Here is a 17788-nt window from a genome sequence, read left to right as displayed (position 1 = left end):
GAACATCCGCAGTTCAGGCGGCGCCGCGTCCGGTGCCCTGGTACGCAACAACAACTTGTGGGTACCCGGGCACGTTCAACTTCCGTTGTTCAAAGTCGCTGAGCCGGACAAACGTTATTCCGTCCCAGCCCTCGTCCCGGGTGTTGCCGCCCGCCACAACCGCCCAGTCTGCCCCGGCAGCATCGCTCCAGACCATGACTGTTTCATGAGGAACGTCCAGGGGCGCGATTCGTTCGTCACCGGTGTCAAGATTGAGCACGGAAAGGTTCGGGACGCCGTCGGCATTGCCAAAGGACCCAGTCCCCACAGTGAGCAGAAGGCGTCTGGCAAGAGCGGTGCCGTGAGCGTGCGAATTTGCGGCGCTGGGAATGGTGCTGGACTTGCCTGTCACTGGGTCAAGCCGCACCACAACCTTCCCCTGCACGGGCAGCAGAATTGTCCCGTCCGCATCCACTGCGGCGTAATGGATCTTCTCCCAGGAGGCCAGCCCGCCTTCCGTCCCAAAGGGTGCAATCTTGCGGGTCGTGGCATGGAGCGAAGCGGGGTCCACCACCGTGACCGTGAAACTGTCGTGATCTATGGTCGCCACCCACGCGCCGTCGGGGGCCACCACAACATCGAACGGCCGCCACCCCACCCGCACCGAGCCCGTGAAAACTCCCCGCTGAACATCAAACACTTCGAGGAAACACGTCTGCGTATCCACACTGACGGCAACGTAAACGGCTGATCCGTCGGGCGCAACGGCCAGGCCCAGCCCACCCGGACGGTACTCGCCCTGGCTAATTTCTGGCGCTGGATGCAGGTACGGCACCAAGGCTTCCCGCTTGAACGTCGCCAAATCTACAACCGCCAAGCCCTCCGCAGTCGCCACATAAGCGGCATGGGTGGGGGAGTAGACGCCAATGCCCCACGGTGCCGCACCAACAGTGAGGAATTCAACCGCGTCCTTGTCCTGGTTCTCCGGATCGATGCGCGCGATCTTGTCCGTGTGCGCCAGTGTCGCCAGCAGAAAGGAAGAGTTCGACGGCGGATGGCTCGCCGTGGGTGCCGTGCCCGCTGACGGCTTCGGGGCAGCAACGGTGCTGGGCTTCTGCCCTGGCACACCATCTGTGGTGCAGCCGGCTAGGGCGAGAGCCGCAATTCCGGCCACGCCAAACACGGTCCGCCGAGCGATTACGGGCTCCACTGCCGCGCCCGAGAAAGAGCTAAACGTAGCTGCGTGCCGCCGGCCTCGGCGATCAGCCCCGTGTCGCCAACAACCACCAGCAACGTTCGTGCTCGGGAAAGCCCAACATAAAGCAGCTCGGCTGCACGCTCCATATCCTTGAAACCATTGACGCACAGGATAACAACGGAGCGTTCAAGACCTTTGAAGCCCAAGACGTGGCCGTAGAACTCACTTTCGTTGGCATGGAATTCACGCCAGTACTCACCGATTTCATTGCGATCAGAGTATTCCAGATGGATTGGATGCCGGTTTTTGGTTGTCAGCAGGGCAATTTGGTTATTGGTCCAGCCGTCTTCAATGAGTGCATCGATGCAGCTACTCGCAACGTCCAAAGCGGCATCCGTAGCACATTGGACCATCCGGACGGCCATTCCGGTGCTGCCTCGGGAGATGAACTTATCCCCCGCAAAGTCCTTGAAAGTTTCGGCAATCTTCTTTGTATTGCGCAGATTCTCGTCAATGTGGATCGGGAGGAGATCGGCTATTGCATCATCGCTGGACCAGCGCTTGTAGACGTCCTGGCCATCATCCATAAACGCATAGATTTCAGACTCTTCAGGGTCCTTCAGGCAGGCACGCAGCGCCTCCCACCACAGCGGGGCAAAGTCCTGCGCCTCATCAACGATCACGGCATCGAACTTCTCATGCTCCGGAAGGTCTGCGGCAAGCTCTTTCAAAATCCGGGGCATTTCCACATCGTAATAGTCCTGACCCTCGCCGTCGGGGACACCCAGGGACTTCACGAATTCATGGAACTCACCGGTAAATGCGGGCTGCGCCTGCCGCCAGCCGCCGACTTGGTCGGACAGGTACATGCCAAGTCCCTTGTTGTAGCAAAACAAACCCACGCGTTTTCTCGATTTGCACAGCTCCCTGGCCTTTTCCACCGCCAGCCAGGTTTTGCCACTCCCGGCGCCGCCGGTGAACCTGATGCGTGGCAATGAACGAGTCGCAGAAAGCAGGACCTTCTGCCGCTCCGTCAGGTGATCCTGCTTGTCTTCATCTTCTCCATAGCCGGCTGCGTCATTTTTGGCTTGGTCAAGATTTCCCTCGAGCTTGGGGATAATTCTCTCCAAGAATGGCTTAGCTAGCGGTCCCGTGCCGTTTCCTTCGACTTCGATAGCGTGGCGAATCAGTTCGGCAGGATTTTTGAGATCGTCCTGATCTAGAAACATGTCCCGAGGATTGCCGGACTTGACCCATTCTTGGCCGACCGATGAGTAGGGGAATGCGGCCATGTAGACGAACCTGCTTGTTAGCAGCATTCCCATGTGGTCCTGCAGCCACAGCTTGAAGGCATGTTGGGAGCCTTGGGACTGGGCCAGCGGGTCTTTCAGTTTGCGTTTGCCATCAGCTCCTCCGGATTGGAACCACTGGCCGTGCTCATTAGTGACTAGGCCGCCCTTGACCTCAATGGCTGCCAGACCTGCGCCGGGCCAGAGCACCAGAATGTCGATCTCGTGCTCCGCTCGTCCGTGCCGGACCTGGACCGAGTGGACCAAGACGACGTCGTCAGGCAGTGATGCTTTTAGGGCATCCCAGACGGCCTTTTCGGCAAGCTGACCATCGGCGAAATCTGGTTCGGGCGGAATGAGGCGCACGGCTGGGTTCCTCTCGGAGTTGCTGGCGGGGGCTTGCTGAGTCTTAGCCGGTTGGCTCTCAAAGTGCGGATTCGAACACGTTCTGCCAGTGCCATCTGAAGTAGCCAGCAGAACGGGACTCAAACTTAGGACATGGCCTATCGATCAGTTGACTGACGACATCATGTACAGCCCTTGGCACCTCACTTGTACCGCGGATTAAACCTCGGTCATCAACTGAAATGTAGCCTTTTTCGAACAAAGAGTCGCATCCCAAGACACACACCAGCATCGAGTTGTGGTTGAAGTCCAGGCGCTCGGATTCCGTCATCATCGATCTCTTCTTAATATGGCCTGCTACAAGAAGATCTGCTGGCAGGTGCCTTCCGCATAGGGCACAGGTAATGTCTCCCTTGCTCAGAAGCTGAGCCCGCAGGAAGTTCTGCTCAACGCGGGATTGGGCAGCAACCAGTCGGTCGGTAGGCCCATCTATTGTGAATATTTTTTCGATGTTTGCGTCGGTATTAAGTTTTTCGGCAGAATCAACGAAGGCCACACCTTGATCCTGCAAGGCCTGCAGCGTCGTCTCAACAGGGAGCGGGGCTATGTATTTTCTGGACAATTTGCCGTTCTTGTTTAGCGGTCCAGTACCCTTCTCCAGTTTCTCCAACAGGCTCCTAGCTGGAATGTTGACGTAGCCAACTGGATTTACAAGTACAAGGTAGCCTTCTGTATCTAGTGGGTCGACGTAGCCACTCGGCCTGAGCGTTTTGACAGGTGTCGTAATGACCGTACTCAGGCCACGGACTTGATCGTTGTGCCGGTGGATTACTAGATCACCCGGGCGCAATTCATGGATGACCGCCCAGTGGCTAGGGACTGTGCCGCGACTGTCAGCGACGGGAGCCCACAGCGTCCCCGCTGGATAGACCAAATGGAAATTCTCCGACTGATTTACCCACCAGGCCGCAGGTGGAACTGCCAGTGGCCCCGGGATACTCGGCGGCACAGTGGTAGCGGACACCGGCTCGTCATGCACGACCTCCCTAAGGATCTTGCAGTTAAAGCCTTCGAGAATCGAGCGAGTGGTCGCGGAACTGGAGAAGCTGGCAGGCGTAAGCCGGGCCGAGTCTGGGAACTGGTGATGATAAGCCGCAGCAAGCAGGGCCTTGGGGTCTACAGCCACGCCTTCATTCACTGCGACGTAAGTAGTCGACTTGCCAAAGTTGTAGTGCTTCCGGAATTCATCGCGCGTCATTGATTTGGCTTCGTCAATCGCCCTTCTGAAGGCTGCGTCCGTAATGCCCGTGAAATGTTCCATGGTCCAGATACTAGCGACTGACGGCCATGTCCGTACTCGAAAGCTGCTCTGGGCGGTGTCATATTCCAGAGGCAATCATTTTCGTCTTTGTCGCAACCACCACATAGCCTGGCCAGGTGAACACTTTTGATGGGGAAAACGCGCCGGCGCAGCTTGAAGAGGGACTTTACGAACTCCTCCACACCCAGGACCTGACGGCACGCCTCCGTGCCGTGCCGGAACTAGAGGCAACGAGCTCCCGGATCGACGAGGCCAGTTCGCCGCAGGCATTGTCACGCCATGTCGCGGAAACAGTGAAACGTTTGCTGGCCAACACCGTTGCAGAAGACCGGGTTGCCAAAGTCAACCAGTTGCTTGCCATCATTGATCCGGACAACGAGGTCACTGCAGGGCCAACGCAGCTTCGTTCCCTTCACCGTCCCGATGTCCTCAAACGCCGCCAGCTGCGAAGGCCCACCACAAGCTTGAGCGACAGCGCGTTGCTGACAAATGGCAAGGACGATCCGAACCTGGCCGCAGAGATCCGCGCAGAAATCGAATCGGCTGACACCGTTGATTTGCTCTGTGCATTCATCAGGTGGACAGGAATCCGCCTGCTTGAACCTGCACTGGATGCGCTCAAGGCCCGCGGTGGAAGGTTCCGCGTCATCACCACGACCTATATGGGAGCCACAGAGCGCAGGGCGATCGACGAATTAGTCAAGAGATACGGTGCTGAGGTCAAGATCAGCTACGAGACTCAGTCCACGCGGCTTCACGCTAAAGCGTGGCTCTTCCACCGCAATACCGGGTTCAGCACTGCCTACGTGGGCAGCTCCAATCTCAGCGGCGCCGCGATGCTGGACGGCCTGGAATGGAACGTGCGGCTTTCCAACATTGGAACGCCAGCTCTGCTTCAGAAGTTCGCCATCACGTTTGATAGCTACTGGGAACAACGCGCCTTTCAGCCCTATGACCCCGCAACAGATGCGGAAAAATTGGATGCCGCGCTGTTGCGGAATGGAGATACGAGGACGTCTGCTCCCAGCGGCTACACCGGGCTTGAGGTCGAACCCTACCTGCACCAGGTCGAGATGCTCGAGGACCTTGAAGCGGAACGCAATAAGGGATTCCATCGGAATCTGCTGGTTGCGGCAACAGGCACTGGCAAAACCGTCATCGCCGCCCTAGACTTCAGGCGGCTGTGTGAAGCGTCCGGTAGGAAACTTACCCTGCTCTTCGTCGCCCATCGCAAGGAAATTCTGCAGCAGTCACTGACGACGTACAGGAACGTCATGCAGAGTGGTTCCTTTGGCGAACTCTTCGTCGGTGATCACAAACCGCAGGAGTGGAAACACGTTTTTGCCAGCGTTCAGTCACTCACTGCCAAGAATCTCGACAATTTTGACCCGTCCAAATTCGATGTTGTTGTTATCGACGAATTCCACCACTCCGCAGCCAAGACCTACCGAAAACTCATTGATCACCTGACTCCTCAGGAATTCCTCGGATTGACGGCGACACCCGAGCGGGGCGACGGCATCCATGTTGCCGACGAATTCTTTGAGGGTCGGACCGCGAGCGAGCTGCGCCTTTGGGATGCCCTCGACGCGGACTTGCTCGTGCCGTTCCACTATTTCGGAGTCTCCGACGGTGTAGACCTGAGTAGTTTGGACTGGAAGCGCGGCTCGTACGACCTGCAGCAGCTGAGTGAGGTGTATACGGGCAATGATGTGCGCGCTGGGAAGATCATCAAAGAACTCCAAGACAAGGTCACAAGCAGCGAGCACATGCGAGCCATCGGCTTCTGTGTTTCCATACAGCACGCGGAATATATGGCGCGGGTATTCAACGCTGCGGGGATCAAATCAGTGGCCGTTTCGGGCCAGACTGACGACGGCGAACGCGCCCTTGCGCTGAGCCGCCTGCAAAAACGGGAAATCAACTGCATTTTCGCTGTCGACTTGTTCAACGAGGGCCTTGACCTGCCACAGGTGGATACGATCCTGCTGTTGCGGCCCACACAGAGTGCCACGATCTTCATGCAGCAGCTGGGCCGTGGACTCCGGCGGGCAAAGGGAAAGGCCGTCCTGACGGTCATGGATTTCATTGGCCAGCAGCACAGGGAGTTCCGCTTTGACGTTCGCTTCCGGGCAATGACCGGCTATGGACGCAAACAACTGGAAAAGGCTGTTGACCAGGACTTCCCATTCCTGCCTTCCGGTTCTCAGATCGTGCTCGACAGGGTCGCCAAAGACGTAGTCCTTGAGAATCTGAAGGCGCAGTTGAAGCTGAACAAGCCCAAGCTGACTGCCGATATCAAGTCTTACGGCGAGTTGTATCTGGCTGGCTACTTGGCAAAGTCCGGCCACGACATCAAGACAATCTATAAGTCAACCAAGAACTCATGGACGGAGTACCTCAGACTGGCGGGACTGATCGATTGGATGTCACCGGCGGAAGCAGCAGTAGCAGGCAAGCTCTACGAAGTAGCGTCTGCCGAGGAAAAGAAATTGCTGACCCGGATGGCATCGCTAATCCATGTTGACGATCGCGAGCGTGCTGACGCGTACTCGATGATTGTTGGAACCGACGCGCCCGCCTACGCCGATTTATCGCCGAGAGAACAGACCTTTGCAAGGATGCTTTTCTTTACTTTGTGGGATAACGGGGGAGGGTTCGAGAGTTACGAGGAGGGCTTCGATAATCTCCGTCGGTATCCGTTTGTCTGCAGTGAGATAGCCCAAGTAGTTGCACTGGGTGCTGCGACATCCAAACGTACCGGCAAGACGCTCGGAGGAGCACTGACTTGGTCGCCCTTGCAAAGCCACCTCACCTACGGCAGGTACGAGGTTCTCGCCGCACTGGGCGCGAAATCCCTCGACACCGATCAGCAGAGAAAAATCATCAGTATGGGTGGAGTTGCATGGTGCGAACCAAGTCGCACAGATGCCTTCTTCGTGACGCTCAGCAAGGATGCTGTAAACCATTCGGCGACGACCATGTACAAGGACTATGCGTTGAGCCCAGAGCTCTTCCACTGGGAGTCCCAGAACGCCACGTCTCCAGAAAGCCCGACTGGCAGGCGCTACTTGGATTCGAAGGGGCACGATTCCCAAGTTCTGATCTTTAGTCGCGACAAGGCTGACGACGAAACAGGCCTAACCGCGCCTTACACATGTCTGGGCCAGGTCGACTATGTTCGGCACAAGGGCGGGAAACCGATTGCAATCACATGGAAATTGCACCGCCCTATGCCTGCCGACGTGTACGCCGATGCGGCCGCTGTCGCTCAGTAGATGGGTTCCATGGACTGTGGCGCGCTGGACAGGCTTATGGGTGAAAATCGAAAATACGTCAATTGCTTGCACTTGCATGGGCAGTCCAACCCATCGGGAGTTCTCAAGTCAATAAGTATGCTTGCCGAATGGTTAACAGTTTCCTCAAAAATCAAGGCGTTGCAGCGTTAGTCATGATCCCTGTATTTGCCGTGAGTGCCTGTGGCGTGGCGACGCGCCCTGCTTTGACTCTGTTGCCAGCTGCTGAAGCCGGGCCAAAATATCAGCAGCTGTCTACCGAGATCAGTGAAGTATTGAGCACAGAATATCCTGGCCTTGAGTGGGCTCCTGTCGAAAATCAGCACACACGCATGGCGGAGAATAATGATGGAGAGTGCATCCTCAGCATCGGAACACTACGGTCACAGCAACACTTGAGTGGGCTAGCCGGCGAGTGGGAACCCGTCATGGATACCATCGCCCCCATCCTTAAGAATGCGGGTTTCTCCCCGGTCATCGATACAGACTCTCTCAAGGGCGGATGGACCGGTATAAGCTCCCAGGATCATCACGGCGGCGAAATTCGAATCAACGAAAAGAATACTTCTAACATCCACGTCAGCGCCAAGGTGTCAGACGAAGACTGTACAGGGGAATTGGGCGGGTAGGTTTTCTTAGTTCCAACAGTCCTAGTCACCGGGCCTCAGTGGTTGGATTACGTCATCTACTGTCGCGTAACTTCTCCCCGTGCCACAGTGGACATGTACCCCGCTTCCATAGGAGATCAGCCGTGAGCATTCGAGAAAACACCAACCGTCGACTCAAAGTAGTTTTGGACATCATGGCCGCCGGATCGGGGCTGGACGAGAAGCCCAACGGGGGAGAGGTCCTGGCCGAGGCGGCCACTCGCATCCCCTTCACCAAGGAAGAGTCCGAGCTTCTCAGCGGCGGCATTCCCCGCGGACATAAGAACCTCACCAAAGCCACGGCAGATCTGGTCAAGGCTGGCTGGATGACCAAAGGTCGGGGCGGTTGGGAGATCACCGACAACGGGCTGCGCGCCACGGTTGCTTTCGACACCGCCGACAAGCTGGCAGAGGCCTTGGGTAACGGTACTTTGATACCCGCAGGCACCCCGTTGCCCGAGCAGACCACGGAAAAGCCAGCGGCTAAGAAGCCAGCGGCAAAAAAGACTCCAGCCAAGAAGCCGGCCACCAAGGCAACCACCGCCAAGGCCAGCGCAGCGAGCGAAACGGATGCGTCCGGCGTCGTACAGGCCGAGCAGCCGGCAGCGGTGGCCCTGGCCGGGACCTTCGGCGAAGCGCTCGGTGCGGCGAACTGGGATCCCAGCCACTCCAACGTGCAGATGCAGCTCGACTCTACTGCTGGCGTTTGGCAGCTATCGGCCGAGCTCCCCGCCGGGCAGTACAGCTACAAGGCTGTGCTGAACGGCAACTGGGATGAGAACTACGGTGCTTTTGGTCTGCTGGATGGCGCCAACCACGAGTTCGCCCACGCCGGAGGACCGGTGACTTTCCACTACAACCACGCCACGAAGGACGTGCTGCGCGGGGAGTAGAAGGCGGCAGCTGGAACCCTACGAACTACTTTGTCAGACCCTCAACGTACGTTGTGAATAGGCCCAATCCACCACGGATTTGGTTGCAGTACCGTTCTTGGCGGTCCTGCTGGCCTTTCATCATCACTCGTAGGGGAAATCTTGAAAAAGTTGTTAGTTGCTTTGCCTCTGGCGGCACTTTTGTTGGCCGGCTGTTCCAGCCCGGCGCCCACCGTTGACAGCGTCGCTGGCGCTGAGTCGGCAGCCAGCCAGGCCGAGAAGCCTGCTGCAAAGACGGCCGAAAAGCCCGCGGACCGCTCCGCTGCCTTGGGCGGAACCGTCACCTACGAAAGCGGCGTGAAGGTCACTGTGACCTCGCTCGGCTTCCAGCCGGTCGGCCAGTACGCCCACGGCGCCGTAGAAGGCCAGGCTGCCGTCTTTGAATTGACCGTTGTGAACGGCAGCGACGAGGACCTCGAAGCGGGCCTCATGTCACTCCCAAAGGTCACCGTCGGTGACAAGAACAAGCAGACCGAATCCGTGTCCGACATGGATAGTGACCTTGGTCTGAATATGTTGAGCACCATCCTGCCCGGCGAGACCCAGACCGTGAAGTTCGGCGCTGGAATTGCCGCCGCAGATGCTGGTGCAGTCCGCGTGGAGATCAGTGGACCCAACATGTTCACCGACAAGGCCGCCATCTTCAAGGGCGCTCTCTAGCCTCTGTTGATAGCTCCTGCCTGCCGCCACCGCAGGCAGGAGCGAGTCACCGAGCGGCAGCTACGTTGCGGAGGGGCCGTTGCGACGCCGCAGGGCAGCGGCCAAGTAGGTGGCAGTGCGGCTCTGCGGGACACCCGCAACTTCCTCCGGTGTACCAGCAGCCATAATGCGGCCACCGTCGGCTCCACCGGACGGTCCAAGGTCAATGACCCAATCGGCCGAAGCCACCACATCCATATCGTGTTCAACCACCACCACTGTGTTTCCGGCCTCGACCAAACGGTTGAGCTGATGCAGCAGTAACTGCACATCGGCCGGATGCAGACCGGTGGTCGGTTCATCCAGAAGATAGAGGCAATGGCCGCGCCGGGGCCGCTGCAGCTCGGTCGCCAGCTTGATCCGCTGGGCCTCACCACCGGAAAGTTCGGTGGCAGGCTGCCCAAGCCGCAGATAGCCCAGGCCCACTTCGCGCAGGGTGGCCAGGCTTCGTACCGCGGCCGGAATGTCCGCCAACACCTCAGCTGCCGCATCCACCGTCAGCCGGAGAACATCGGCAATGGTTTTCCCGCGGTACTTCACTGTGAGCGTCTCTTCATTGAACCGGGAACCGTGGCACACCGGACACGGTCCGTAGCTGCCTGGCAGAAACAAAAGCTCCACGGCGACCGAGCCCTCGCCCAGGCAAGTTTCACAGCGCCCGCCCGCAACATTGAAGGAGAATCTAGCCGCCGTGAACCCCTTGGCCCGGGCTTCGGGGACCGCCGCAAATTCACGACGGACGGCGTCGAACATCCCGGTGTACGTGGCGAGATTTGACCGTGGAGTCCGGCCAATAGGCCGTTGGTCCACCTGAACCACTCGATCAACGCCATCAAAGCCTGCACGTGCCACAGTCGCGGTAAGTCCTTGATCGTCGGCATCGATTTGCCCGCCAGCAGCGCTGTTGAGAACCTGCAACAGCGTGGATTTCCCGGAGCCGGAAACCCCCGTGAGAGCCACCAACGCGTGCTGCGGCACCCGAGCCTCAAGCTCCTGCAAATTGTGTTTGGTGATGCCCCGCAACTCCAACCATCCGCCAGGGGCCCGCCTGCCACCAGTGGTCGCAGCGGACTGCGTTGACAGTGGCGCAGCGGGGGATAGCTCGCCCAGCAGAAATGGTCGCGTCAGCGACTCTGCAACATCGGCAAGCCCCTCCACGGGCCCGCTATAGACAACATGCCCACCCTGTTCCCCGGCCAGCGGACCTACATCCACCAGCCAGTCCGCCCTACGCACCATGTCCATATTGTGCTCGACAATGAACACCGTGTTCCCTGTTGTTTTGAGCTGTTCCAACACCTCCAGAAGCGGTTCGGCATCGGCCGGATGCAGGCCCGCGGAGGGTTCATCCAGCACATAGATGACACCGAACAGGCCAGAGCGCAATTGTGTTGCGATCCGCAGTCGTTGCATTTCCCCGGGGGAAAGCGTTGGCGTGCTGCGCCCTAGGCTCAGATATCCCAAACCCAAGTTCAGCAGCACGGCAATGCGGTGATTTAGATCCTGTGCGATTGCCGCTGCGACCGCTTCACGGCTGCCGTCATCTCCCACTGGGCCCGCGCTGAGGTTCTCCAGCGTCGCGGCGAGTTCCGTTAGTGGCAAGGCGTTCATGGCGGAGATGGTGTGGCCCGCCACCGTGACCGCCAGCGCTTCAGGCTTCAGCCCGCTCCCGCCGCAGACTGGGCAAGGACCCGAATGCATAAACGCTAATGCCTGCTCACGCATGGGTGCACTCTTGGAATTGGCCAGTGTATGCAGAACGTGACTGCGGGCACTCCAAAATTTGCCTTTGTAGGGTTTCGCCACCCGATCCCGTTGCGGTGTCACTTCCACAACAGGCTGTTCTTCAGTGAACAAGATCCAGTCACGTTCGCTCTTTGGCAGCTTCTTCCATGGACGGTCGACGTCGTAGCCTAAGTGCGTGAGGATGTCCCGCAGGTTTTTCCCTTGCCATGCGCGTGGCCACGCTGCAATGGCACCGTCCCTGATGGAGAGATTGGGATCGGGTACCAGCAACTCCTCGGTGACCGTATGGGCTATGCCCAAGCCGTGGCACACGGGGCAGGCTCCGGCCACAGTGTTGGGCGAGAATGAATCCGAGTACAGGATGCCGGCGCCTTCCGGATAGTCACCTGCCCTGGAGTACAGCATGCGCAGCGAGTTTGACAGTGTTGTCACCGTTCCCACAGAAGAGCGCGTGCTGGGACTGCCGCGTCGCTGCGCCATGGCGACTGCCGGGGGAAGCCCTGAGATTGATTCCACATGAGGCGTATTACCTTGTTGGATGAGCCGACGGGCATACGGTGCCACCGACTCAAAGAAGCGACGTTGGGCCTCAGCGAAGATGGTGCCGAAGGCCAAGGAGGATTTGCCGCTCCCGGAAATACCGGTAAACGCGACGATGGCATCTCGAGGAACATCCACATCTACGTTCTTGAGGTTGTTCTCGCGGGCGCCGCGCACCTGTAGAAAGCCTGCGCGTTCCTTGTTCGTTGTCATCAAGTGCATGTCTGATTCGTGGTGAAGAGCCATCCTTCGACCCTAGACCGAATCCCGTAGCTGCGCTGTGGCCTGTGGCATGTCGTGGCTGCCGCGCATTCAACAACGGGTCACCTTTTGGGGAGCGACTGAGCCTGAACCGTGGGCTAGAACATGCGGCAAAGGCCAGGGCGCGTCACCGAGGGAGGCAGCGTTTCGCCGCAGGCGCGCAGCACCGCTAGCCTTGAAGCATGACAACCGATGCGAGCGATTCCACCCTGAGCCCCGCCTCGGCGACAAAGCCTGTCAGCGCCTGGCATGCGGAGGGTGGAAACCTGGTGGCTGAGGGTGACAACCTCAGCTTCCTGCGGACGCTTCCGGATGAAAGCTTCCGGCTCATCTACATCGATCCGCCGTTCAATACCGGCAAGGTCCAGGCCCGCAACAACATGACAAACGTACGCAGCGAAACCGGCTCACGTGTTGGTTTTCAGGGCCGTAGCTACGAGACCATCAAGGGCCTGACGCTCAGCTACAACGATTCTTTCGGTGACTACTGGGAATTCCTGGAACCTCGGCTTGAAGAGGCCTGGCGTCTGCTCAAGGACGACGGGACCTTGTACCTGCACCTCGATTACCGCGAGGTCCATTATGCGAAGGTCCTGCTAGATGCACTCTTTGGTCGCGAATGCTTTCTGAACGAAATAATTTGGGCCTACGACTATGGCGCCCGTTCAAAAAAGCGCTGGCCTGCCAAGCATGACAACATCTTGGTCTACGTTAAGAACCCCAAGACTTACTACTTCAACAGTGCCGAAGTGGACCGCGAACCGTACATGGCACCCGGGCTTGTGACACCCGAAAAAGTAGCGCTGGGCAAGCTGCCCACCGATACTTGGTGGCATACGATCGTTTCACCCAACGGCCGCGAAAAGACGGGTTACCCCACGCAGAAGCCTGTCGGCATTCTGCGCCGCATCATCTCCGCCAGTACCGAACGTGGTGACTGGGTACTGGACTTCTTCGGGGGCAGCGGCACTACCGGCGCCGCAGCTCTGGAACTTGAACGCCACTTCGTCATGGTGGACCAAAATCCTGAGGCCATCGAGGTCATGCGCACTCGCTTAGACCCCGAGCAGGTCACCTTCGTCAAGCATGAGGCCGTTGCGGCGATCCCAGCCGTTCAGCAGGAAGCCGCTACAGAGATCCCAGCGGGATAAACCACTCCACGGCGAGGTAGATACATGCGCCGATAGTCACAACTCCGGTGAGGCACGCCGCGATCCAGAGTGACCGGCGTCGTGCCTTCACGGCAAGACCCAGCAGGAGCGGGAACGCGAGCATGGCCAGTGTGGCTAGGAAACCCAAAATGCCCAAGGCGATGGCGGGTGCCGTGGTTCCGGTATCGGAAGCTCCAGTCATGATGATGAACGAGACCAAGCCCAGAATAATGGCGGGATAAGCCAGCAAAGCCCAGCCCACGATGGCAATAACAATGCCCAACCACGGTGGACGATGCGGCTTCGGGGAGGCGGCCGACTGAGCCACAGATGCGGCCAAACGCTGGGACGGGATCTCACGATGAGGGCGGGGCATGAACTTATTCTGACACGCACTGCTGGATGCGGGCTGTGCTTCACGCAGGTGCTGGCGGGTGTTTAGTGCCTCAGCTGAGGGGGTATAAGTAAAGGGAGCCGGCAACGATCACGGCCGGAATGCCCATGAGGACAGCCCACACTCGCAATTCCAGACTTTTGCGGGCATGGCCCAGGCCGGCGAAGAGTGGCGCGCCTACCGTGCAGATCACCAAAACGATGGCAATGATCATGAAGAGGACGGCGCCGCCGGTCTCGTCGTCGACTTCGACGCTCAATGCCCCTAGTCCAGCGGCGATTTGGATAATCATGATGGAAGGGTAGATGGCCAGGAGCCAGCCGATGCTGATGATCAATTTGGCGACGACCTTGCGGTCCACTTTTTCTCGCCGCAGTTGGGTCGGTTCTAGCTTCTTCATAGCCTATTTCTAACACCCTCAAGCGGGTTAAGCAAATGAATGGACTAAATAGTGTTGCTGTTGTTAGAACATTCCGCTGTCGATGCTGAATAGGCCATACAGAGCCGGAAAGAGGGAAAATGCGCCGATCACCGCCAGCTTCGGGGCCCTGAGTGTCTCTGCTCTAATACGGCATTAGCTCAGATTGTTGAGCCAGCGGAACACAAAGTATAAAACCACGCAGACCGTGGGGATGCCGGTGATGAGAGCGGCCCGCAGCATGGCCTTTTCCCTGAAACGGCCGTCCTCGCCTAGCAGGGGCGGGAACGCCAGCATGCTCAGTGTGTCCACGAATCCCGGAATTCCCAGGGCCACGCTGGCAGCCGTTGTTGTGCTGTCCAGAGTGCCCGTCATGACCACAAGGGACAATAGGGCCAGCAGCGCCACGGGGGTAGGTCAATACCGCCCAGCCCACCAGTGTGATAGCCATAGCACACCACACGGAACGGTGTGGTGTGGCTTCCGGGGCGGGCGCCTGCGAACGCGATACTGCCAGGAGTTGGGACGGGATCTCATTGTGGGCGGGGCATGCTTAAGTTTCGAGCACGCGTGGCTGAAGCAAGCCTGTCAAATCGCTACGCCGGTAGTTTAATGTAGATCATGACGGCCACCACCAGTGCGGGTGCCGCTGTGCAGATGGCTGCTATCCACAAGCCCAGTTTGCGGAAGGTGAATGCACAGGCCATCAGGACAGGGCTGGCGACCATACACAAGATTCCTGCAACACAGAGGAATACAAAGAAACCAGCGCCTTCGTGACCGCCGCCCAAACCGGGGCCGCTGACGGAGTTGAACATGGCGAGAAAAACCAGCACGATGATTGGCACCGCAAAAAGACCATACCCAACGGCTGCCGTGAGCACGGCCCATACGGCATTTCGGGGCTTGACCCGAGCCACTGCGGATGCCCGTGCGCCAGAATTGAGCTGGTGCTGGCCAGGGACTTCATACATCGGTTGGGACATAGGAACTCCACCTTCGTTATTATTACTCCAACAAATGGATTATATCTGTTCCGGGCCCAAGCCTAAGGAATTTCACGCAGTGCGGTGCCTACGAAGCATTCTCAGCCCAGATTACTGAGCCAGCGGAACACAAAGTACAAAACCACGCAGACCGTGGGGATGCCGGTAATGAGGGCTGCCCGCCACATGGCCTTTTCCTTGAATCGCACGGCCTGACCCAGCAGGTGCGGCGCTGCGATCATGCAGAACAGCAGCACTGCGCCGGCAAAGATCAGTGCGACCCGGGCAGGAGCTGCCAAGCTCTGAGATGGCTCCATGACGGCAGCAAAAATGAGCACGGACATCAGAATGATCGGCACCACCACAACGGCCCAGCCGACGAGCGCAACCACGGTTCCGGCAAGCTGGGAGCGTTCCTGTTGCACGCGGTCGCCATGGGCTGGAGTAAGGCTGGGGTTCTCAGTCATGTTCTAGTTCTACCAGCATTGTTCAAAGGTTCTGCAGTTCGTGGCACCGCTACAGGAGTAGGCTCGATCGGGTGCGCCATTTCTGTGCCGCCGGCGGACGGTGACGTCTGCATTCGGTGACGTGCGCGGGCGAGGGCGGTAGGCGCCGTCGTACTTAAAGCTTTGCAAAAACTATGGACTACATACCTGGCTACGTGTATTCTCCGTCACCGTCTAGAGTGGTCTGGGTGACTTTGGACGGATGTTCCGAAGAAATATGTGAAAGAGGACCCTGTGCACGATCGTATCCGCCACGCCGGATTGTTGGAGAAGCGTATGTCGCCCGAGGCGGCAGCAGCGCTGATCAAGCCCGGAATGACAGTCGCCATGAGTGGCTTCACTGGCGCCGGTTACCCGAAAGCAGTGCCGCAAGCACTGGCCGCACAGATGGAAACGGCAACTGCTGCGGGCACTGATTTCAAGATCAAGATCCTCACCGGTGCTTCCACCGCCCCCGAGCTCGACGGCGTGCTCGCCAAGGCTGGCGGCATGGAACTGCGCCTGCCGTACATGTCCGATCCGGCGCTGCGTAAGCGGATCAACGACGGCGAGATTGAATACATGGATATTCACCTCAGCCACGTTGCCCAGCACACCTGGTTCGGTTTCTACGGCGACATTAACATCGCCATTATTGAAGTGGTGGGCATCCGCGAAGACGGCAGCCTGATTCCTTCCTCCTCCGTTGGCAACAACAAGACCTGGCTGGACATGGCCGACGCCGTGATCATCGAGGTCAACTCGCAGCAGTCCGCCGGCCTTGAAGGCATGCACGATATCTACTACGGGACCGCGCTGCCGCCGTTCCGCCAGCCCATCATGTTGACGGCGCCGGAAGACCGGATCGGTCAGCCGTACCTGGACGTGGATATCAACAAGATCATTGCCGTGGTTGAAACGGACGCGCCGGACCGGCTTTCTGCCTTTGCTGAGCCTGACGCCACCTCGAACCAGATTGCAGATCACCTGCTTGATTTCCTCGACGGGGAAATCAAGACTGGCCGCATGACGGATAAGCTGCTGCCGCTGCAATCTGGCGTGGGAAACATTGCCAACGCCGTGCTGGCCGGGCTTGCTCGCGGCGGATACCGCGGGCTCAAGGCCTACACCGAGGTGATTCAGGACGGCATGCTGGCCCTGATCAAGGACGGCACCATCGAGTTCGCCTCCGCCACCTCTTTCTCCCTGTCCGAAGCCGGCATCGCCGAGTTCAACCGGCACGTGGACTTCTACCGCTCACGCATTGTGCTGCGCACCCAGGAGATTTCCAACCACCCCGAACTCATCCGCCGTCTGGGTTGCGTGGCGTTGAACGGAATGATCGAAGCCGATATTTACGGCAACGTGAACTCCACCAACGTCGTGGGATCGCACGTTATGAACGGCATTGGCGGTTCCGGGGACTTTGCCCGCAACGGCTTCCTCTCCGTTTTCATGTCCCCATCGGTTGCCAAGGAAGGGCGCATCTCCGGAATCGTGCCCTTCGCCAGCCACGTTGACCACACCGAACACGACACCATGCTGCTGATCACCGAACAGGGCTACGCCGACCTTCGCGGACTGTCTCCGAAGCAGCGCGCCCGGGTGATCACCGAGAAGCTGGCGCACCCCGACTACAAGCCAATGCTGGAAGATTACTTCACCCGTGCGCTGCGCGATTCCTACGGCAAGCACACCCCACACTTGATGGGCGAGGCTCTGTCGTGGCACCAGCGCTACATCGAAACCGGCGACATGCGGTTGTAACTCCATTTTTGGGGCTCGGTTATTCATCGATCCGTGAGAAAAGGCTGCTTAGCGCGTTCTAAGCCGCCTTTTCTCCCGGATCGATGTCGTTTCCCAGCAACTCCGGAATACCTGAATGCGCGCGGTGGTGTGGCGTACCTCGACATCGTCGCCACCCCTGTGGAGAATGAAAGTTCAGCTAACTGGAGGGGGCGGTCATGGCATATCCCATGTCACGGGCAGCGCCGGGAGCGCAGACGGTGCCGTTGCCGACGTCTCCGGTGGTATGGCTTGGCTTCGTTCAAAAAACGCTGCGCGCCTGTGTTTAGTGGCCCTACTCAGTGCCTTGGCGGTG

At 58.7% G+C, this 17788-nt stretch carries 15 protein-coding genes; 6 read left to right on the top strand and 9 right to left on the bottom strand.

Features of this window, described 5'->3' with window-relative positions; translation table 11 throughout:
* Positions 1-13 precede the first annotated feature (13 nt).
* From AS189_RS17390 to AS189_RS17380, 3 genes are read right to left on the bottom strand one after another with little or no spacing between them, the layout of a single operon-like run.
* Positions 14-1189, bottom strand: coding sequence for a hypothetical protein (locus AS189_RS17390; RefSeq protein ID WP_062291757.1), 1176 nt, complete (start codon positions 1187-1189; stop codon positions 14-16).
* Positions 1177-2832: an NERD domain-containing protein gene (locus tag AS189_RS17385; protein WP_062291754.1), complete on the bottom strand. Its 1656-nt coding sequence runs from the start codon at positions 2830-2832 to the stop codon at positions 1177-1179. Before AS189_RS17385 ends, AS189_RS17390 begins: the two co-directional genes overlap by 13 nt.
* 58 nt (positions 2833-2890) lie before the next feature.
* Positions 2891-4132, bottom strand: a complete 1242-nt coding sequence (locus AS189_RS17380; protein WP_062291751.1) for an HNH endonuclease — start codon at positions 4130-4132, stop codon at positions 2891-2893.
* 116 nt (positions 4133-4248) lie between these two features.
* Between AS189_RS17380 and AS189_RS17375 the strand changes: the two genes are divergently transcribed.
* The 4 genes from AS189_RS17375 to AS189_RS17360 all read left to right on the top strand — a co-directional run bounded on the left by AS189_RS17375 (position 4249) and on the right by AS189_RS17360 (position 9667).
* Positions 4249-7410: a DUF3427 domain-containing protein gene (locus AS189_RS17375; protein WP_062291748.1), complete on the top strand. Its 3162-nt coding sequence runs from the start codon at positions 4249-4251 to the stop codon at positions 7408-7410.
* Positions 7411-7538: 128 nt separating this feature from the next.
* Positions 7539-8057: a hypothetical protein gene (locus AS189_RS17370; RefSeq protein ID WP_062291745.1), complete on the top strand. Its 519-nt coding sequence runs from the start codon at positions 7539-7541 to the stop codon at positions 8055-8057.
* Between the two features lie 122 nt (positions 8058-8179).
* On the top strand, positions 8180-8968 hold the full coding sequence (locus tag AS189_RS17365) for a glycosidase (protein ID WP_237759914.1): 789 nt from the start codon (positions 8180-8182) through the stop codon (positions 8966-8968).
* 141 nt (positions 8969-9109) lie between these two features.
* Positions 9110-9667 (top strand): hypothetical protein, encoded by a 558-nt coding sequence (locus AS189_RS17360; RefSeq protein ID WP_129587330.1) that lies wholly within the window; start codon positions 9110-9112, stop codon positions 9665-9667.
* Positions 9668-9727: 60 nt separating this feature from the next.
* Here the strand turns inward: AS189_RS17360 and AS189_RS17355 are convergent, their stop codons facing one another.
* Positions 9728-12238, bottom strand: coding sequence for an ATP-binding cassette domain-containing protein (locus AS189_RS17355; RefSeq protein ID WP_062291737.1), 2511 nt, complete (start codon positions 12236-12238; stop codon positions 9728-9730).
* A 197-nt stretch (positions 12239-12435) separates the two neighbouring features.
* Between AS189_RS17355 and AS189_RS17350 the strand changes: the two genes are divergently transcribed.
* The gene (locus AS189_RS17350; RefSeq protein WP_082634409.1) at positions 12436-13404 is read left to right on the top strand and encodes a DNA-methyltransferase; all 969 of its coding nucleotides are present in this window, start codon (positions 12436-12438) and stop codon (positions 13402-13404) included.
* Here the strand turns inward: AS189_RS17350 and AS189_RS17345 are convergent.
* From AS189_RS17345 to AS189_RS17325, 5 genes are all read right to left on the bottom strand, one after another.
* Positions 13382-13780 (bottom strand): hypothetical protein, encoded by a 399-nt coding sequence (locus AS189_RS17345; protein ID WP_062291734.1) that lies wholly within the window; start codon positions 13778-13780, stop codon positions 13382-13384. The two genes, AS189_RS17350 and AS189_RS17345, sit on opposite strands and share 23 nt — an antisense overlap.
* Positions 13781-13850: 70 nt before the next feature.
* Positions 13851-14198, bottom strand: a complete 348-nt coding sequence (locus AS189_RS17340) for a hypothetical protein (RefSeq protein WP_062291732.1) — start codon at positions 14196-14198, stop codon at positions 13851-13853.
* A 174-nt stretch (positions 14199-14372) separates the two neighbouring features.
* Entirely contained in the window at positions 14373-14624 is a 252-nt protein-coding gene (locus AS189_RS17335; RefSeq protein ID WP_062291729.1) for a hypothetical protein, read from the bottom strand.
* Between the two features lie 188 nt (positions 14625-14812).
* A complete protein-coding gene (locus tag AS189_RS17330) occupies positions 14813-15202 on the bottom strand; it encodes a hypothetical protein (RefSeq protein ID WP_062291726.1) in 390 nt (129 codons plus the stop codon).
* Positions 15203-15303: 101 nt separating this feature from the next.
* Positions 15304-15669 carry a hypothetical protein gene (locus tag AS189_RS17325; RefSeq protein ID WP_062291723.1) on the bottom strand — a complete coding sequence of 122 codons (366 nt, stop codon included), beginning with the start codon at positions 15667-15669 and terminating at the stop codon, positions 15304-15306.
* A 273-nt stretch (positions 15670-15942) separates the two neighbouring features.
* On the opposite strand from AS189_RS17325, the gene AS189_RS17320 reads away from it, so the two are divergent.
* Positions 15943-17454, top strand: a complete 1512-nt coding sequence (locus AS189_RS17320; RefSeq protein WP_082634408.1) for an acetyl-CoA hydrolase/transferase family protein — start codon at positions 15943-15945, stop codon at positions 17452-17454.
* The last annotated feature ends 334 nt before the right edge of the window (positions 17455-17788 follow it).

This window comes from Arthrobacter alpinus (assembly GCF_001445575.1).
GTDB classification, from domain to species: domain Bacteria; phylum Actinomycetota; class Actinomycetes; order Actinomycetales; family Micrococcaceae; genus Specibacter; species Specibacter alpinus_C.
The sequence above is the reverse complement of the archived record's forward strand: the minus strand, read 5'-3'. Positions and strand labels throughout refer to the sequence as shown.